Source organism: Halorubrum persicum (genome assembly GCF_002727125.1).
Taxonomy (GTDB): Archaea; Halobacteriota; Halobacteria; order Halobacteriales; family Haloferacaceae; genus Halorubrum; species Halorubrum persicum.
Genome location: NZ_NHOA01000121.1, coordinates 1 through 4,769 on the forward strand (window position 1 = coordinate 1; position 4,769 = coordinate 4,769).

The window sequence follows — 4,769 nt, forward strand, 5'->3', positions numbered from 1 at the left end:
AACCAAGGCGGATCTACGGGAGTAGCTGAACTTTCGTCTCATGAAGACATCCAAGAGCGTAATCTGAACCCCGACAAGGATATTGTTATCTCTGAACTTTCTGAGGGTAATGCTGAAATCAGAGAACGCGAAGAAGGGGAACACGTCGTTAAGATTGAGGTAGATTCTTTAGCAAACTCTCGGCTTGGAAAGTTCTTTAGTGATGAGGAAATCGCAGAGCTTGAATCTCAAGAAAAGACTGTAAACGGCGAAGACGGTCCTTCTAGCTACGATGAGGCTATGAGGGGTATTAAGCGGGATTGTGAAAGGCACAATCGAGCCGTCCGAGAGAGAAAGAAACAAGAAAAAATAGATCGTCTCAAGGAATTCAAAAAGAAGGGGACAAAGTACGATCCCGAACGTTCAGTCTCCGATTTGTCGGGCGAAGAATTCAAGGAGATTATTCAAGAAGCGAATCAAGAAGGTTCGGAGGAAAGTGTCGATGAAGAGCTACAGGAACAAATCGCTAAGATTGAAGAAGAATGGTCCAAGTCTGAACCTGATACGGAAATCAATACTCCCGATGAAGAAGTAGAAGAGTTAGCTGCTAACTCTTGGGAGGATTCTGAAAATAGTGCTTTTCAGGATATAGCAGAGGATCTTTCGCAGAGTGATGAGCAAAACCTGTATGAGAGTGTTGGTGAAAACTCTCGCCGGGTAACGACCCAAGATCCGGAAATCAAGAAGGCTCTTCGGAACCCGGAGGATGAACCGAATTGGAACGGTTCGGTCGAACTAGAAGAGGATACGGGCGATACTGTAATAGCAGTAGTTTCCAAGGAGGATTAAGATATGTCTGAATGTCCTAATTGTGGTGCGCCGGATTTTGAAGAGGAATTACCCGGATCTCCCGATGGAATTGAATACACCTTCTTTAGCGAATGTGAATGTGGGTTCGTAAGATGATTGACAAAGTACCATGTCCCCGTTGTAAGACGGATATAGCAGTATCAGAGGATAATCTCAATCTCTCATTTTTGGGTGATGCAAAGATATGTCTCAAAATTATCACCGATTGTCCCTCATGCGACTTTAACAGAGGATTTAAAAATTATCTGACAAAGTAACTATGTCTGTCATTACCCTATCCGATGAACTAGAAGAATACAAGATCGATAAGAGAGAATTAGATAACCTTAGAGACGACGTGAAGAAGTATGACGACGTGAAAGGGATTGTCGAAAATCCCGATGAGGATACTATTTCTCTTATTATTGATATGTCTGAGTTTGAACCCGAGGTAGAATTAAGGTATTATCATTAAATATAAGGATATTAAAATGTGAATAATTAACATACTAATATTCTCTCTAAATATTATTTATTTAACGTTCTTTTAAGAAGGACTTTTAAAGGTTGAGATACTAACGTAATTAAGTGCTAATCTAAACGAACGCAAATCTAACGAAGCATCTAACCGATGTTTGTAAGAAAACCTGTGTGTTGGCGCACACAGGGGAGAAAGATAAATTATGACTTATACAATTGAATCTAAGAACCCTAACGAATATAAATGTATCGCTTTGCGGAGACTTAACAACGTTTCTGTAAATCTTAGCAACATCGCTATACCCCTCAAAGAAGGCACTAAGTCCGCATATAACGACTTTAAGCAAAAGAGTAACAGGAGGGACTTAGAGCAAAATCTAGGTAACTACGGGATTCTAGCGAAGGGACCGTTACACTTTATTGACATTGACGATCCCGATGAGGCACCTAACGATCTGCTAAAAAAGACTGTAGATACCTTTTGTGTATCAACCCCGTCCGAAGGTGGAGAACATAGATATGTCGTATCAGATACTCCACTACCCAATATTAAGCGGGATTGGGGCGAGATAAGAAGCGACAATCAGTATGTTGTAGGACCGGGTAGCAGCATACCTGATTACGGCTCATATACCATTGAAAACGACGCGCCAATTCAATCAGTAGCAAAAGACGAATTGGAGGATTGGATAGGCGGGTTCGACAAAGATACCGAAGAAGGATACTCCGAAGATATTGATATTGAATCACTCTCCGAAGGTGGAGAACGACTGAATACAGCTCATGATGTTTTCAGCAAACTACAGTCTGACTCTCCGGCGTTTTTCACCGATCTTATGGACCGGCTTAACGGCGGGAGAGGGGGTATGGGAAACTCCCTGAACAAAGAAGATTCAAATGAGATTGATACAAGTCGCCTAGATTTTGTCACCCTAGAACACTTGTATGGTGTTTTCAAAGAATATGGAAAATCTCACAACGAAAGCCGGGGGTTAGCGGGAGAGGTTTACGGATATTATTCAAATCAAACACCCTTCACGAAAGATGGTCAAAAGAGAAAGTGGGTATCTCGGGATAAGGGATACAAGCATGATATGCTGGATAATGCTATTCGACAATTCGATCAATCGTTATTCAATAGATTACTGAACCAGCGAAACAACGATAAAAGAAAATTCAATGAGTATTCAGAAATAACGCAAAACTATGTTGACTTTGTAATGAATTGGCTGATTGAAGATTGGGATATTGATACTGCTAAGGATATGGCTCAAGTATGGAACTTGGAGATTGACAGAGGGGATTTGGAGGCTGTTTGTAAAACACCAATGTATCAAGATACCCCCCGTCCCCTATCGGAGGGTAAAGAGACTGAATACCCGTCCCCTCATGCGATTAGAAAGATTTGCTCTGAACTAGATAGAAACACCGAAGAGACGTATAGAAGAGCTATGAAAAAAATGCGAAAGAAGGGTTCTATCAAACTAGCCTGTATCAAAGAGGGGATTGATTACAGGGTATATCCGGCGGATCTTCCCGATCCGGTTGATGCTGAACATATAAGATATAACGGAGAGAAATATGAATGAAATTGATGCTGACGTAGCACTAAGAGATTGTTATAGATGTAGAGTGTGTAACGACCATGCTGGCCGAAATCTAATTGTCGTTAAAACAGCCAAAGGAGACTACGAACGATCTAATTTACTAACTCTTTGTGAGGATTGTAAAGATAGATTTTGCGATATTGGACCGTGCGAACCAAAAGAATTTGTTATCAAAGCGAGAGAAATTTATTATGACTGAACTTAAAGATATGTCTGACACAGACAAAGTTAAAGAATTGTACGAAGAAATGAATCGGGTAGATCAAAAGGTGGATGGACCCATTACTCAAAGGGATATGAAAGAACATAGCAAACATTCGTTGTATCATTATAGAAAATACTTCGGATCTTGGAATGATGCCAAAAAGAAGCTTGGTTTTGAAATAGATACCCATCAAAATATCTCTGAAGAGGATCTTATCAATGAGCTTCACCGATTGAAGGGTGAAGTAGATGGAATAATTACTCCCGAAGATATGACAGAAAAGGGCAAATATGCCTCAAATACCTATAAACGAACTTTTGGAACTTGGCAAAAAGCCAAGAGAAAAGCTAATCTGCAAACTCTAAAAGTAGATAAACAGGATCTATTAGATGAACTTGAGAGATTAGCAGAGGAAAAGCAAAAATCACCAAATATTAAGGATATGAAAGAAGATGGGAAATATTCCATAGCTTCTTACCGGAAATACTTTGGAACTTGGAATAAGGCTAAAGAAAAAGTGGATCTTGAAACGAAGAGTGTCGCGCCGGGTAAAGATCACTACGAATGGTCCGGAGGAAACGAATGGTATTACGGACCTAGTAGTTATGTCGAAAAACAAAAAGCAAAAGTCAGAAAGAGAGATAACGATAAATGCAGAGTATGCGGGTTCTCTCATGAAGATCGGAACAACGACGTGCATCATATCAAGCCTAAATCTAAGTTTGGTGACTTATCTAAACCCGAAAATTACGAACCTTTGAACGACACAGAAAACATGATTACGCTCTGCTATCATTGCCATAAGAAGTATGAAGGACGTTTTCAGGATACGGATCCCGATGGATTTGAGAGATTAGCAAAGAGCCTTGAAAACAATAACCGGAGGAAAGCATTATGAGTTTGTCAGTAAATAATAACGATAGCAGTAACGATTTGAAATTAATCAGATGTGCGATTTCTGACGAGGAATTAATAGAATCTTTTGAACAATACACATACGATAAAAACTACAATGAGAAAATGCTGATTGAGGTAGCACTTGGCAAATTCTTAGAGGATGAGGGGTATCTATGATTGTATCAGCATTATCTGCTATTGGTTTCGGTATCGGTGTCGCTCTGATACTCTTTGGATCGACGTTATACCATTCTGTGTTTTTCACCGACAGAGATTATCGAAATTCGATAGTGCCTATGGGATTGAGCTTCGGGTTCTTGGCTATAGGATTGAGTCTGTTATATGGTGTATTGATTTAGGATAAGAAAGGGTCACAAAAGTTTTGTGACCCCTTGAAAGGGGGTGCCACAAAAGTTTTGTGGCACCCTCGGACAAATTGTCCGGGGGGTTAATTTCCTAATCTAATCCTTAAAAGGATTTCTTGTTTTTATTTGATCGGGGTTGGTAATCTTCCATTTGCTATCATCATCATCTACAGTATATTTAACAATACCATGCTTTTTGAAGTATATTAGTGTGTCTTTTATTGTATCTGATTTAATCTCATCGATATTTGTATCTCTTCTTTCAATAAAGTCTTTAATATCTTCAATATTTGTATTATTATTGTGTATCGCATTTAGAATCCAAAGATGTTTATCATACTTTTCTTTTTCCATGCTAACAGTTACGTCCATATCCGTCTAAACTTC

Annotated in this window: 5 protein-coding genes; 4 read left to right on the plus strand and 1 reads right to left on the minus strand. The window is 39.4% G+C overall.

Annotation, left to right across the window (positions count from 1 at the left end; translation table 11 throughout):
• The 4 genes from DJ69_RS18500 to DJ69_RS17980 all read left to right on the plus strand — a co-directional run.
• The coding region (locus DJ69_RS18500) for a hypothetical protein (RefSeq protein WP_180271827.1) at positions 1–828 on the plus strand (828 nt) is incomplete at its 5' end.
• 683 nt (positions 829–1,511) lie between these two features.
• On the plus strand, positions 1,512–2,897 hold the full coding sequence (locus tag DJ69_RS13580; RefSeq protein ID WP_099256099.1) for a bifunctional DNA primase/polymerase: 1,386 nt from the start codon (positions 1,512–1,514) through the stop codon (positions 2,895–2,897).
• Between the two features lie 209 nt (positions 2,898–3,106).
• The gene (locus tag DJ69_RS13585) at positions 3,107–4,018 is read left to right on the plus strand and encodes a homing endonuclease associated repeat-containing protein (RefSeq protein WP_099256100.1); all 912 of its coding nucleotides are present in this window, start codon (positions 3,107–3,109) and stop codon (positions 4,016–4,018) included.
• Positions 4,015–4,194, plus strand: coding sequence for a hypothetical protein (locus DJ69_RS17980; protein WP_144050451.1), 180 nt, complete (start codon positions 4,015–4,017; stop codon positions 4,192–4,194). Before DJ69_RS13585 ends, DJ69_RS17980 begins: the two co-directional genes overlap by 4 nt.
• A gap of 284 nt (positions 4,195–4,478) precedes the next feature.
• On the opposite strand, the gene DJ69_RS17985 is transcribed toward DJ69_RS17980, so the two are convergent.
• Entirely contained in the window at positions 4,479–4,736 is a 258-nt protein-coding gene (locus tag DJ69_RS17985) for a hypothetical protein (RefSeq protein WP_144050452.1), read from the minus strand.
• Between the last annotated feature and the right edge of the window lie 33 nt (positions 4,737–4,769).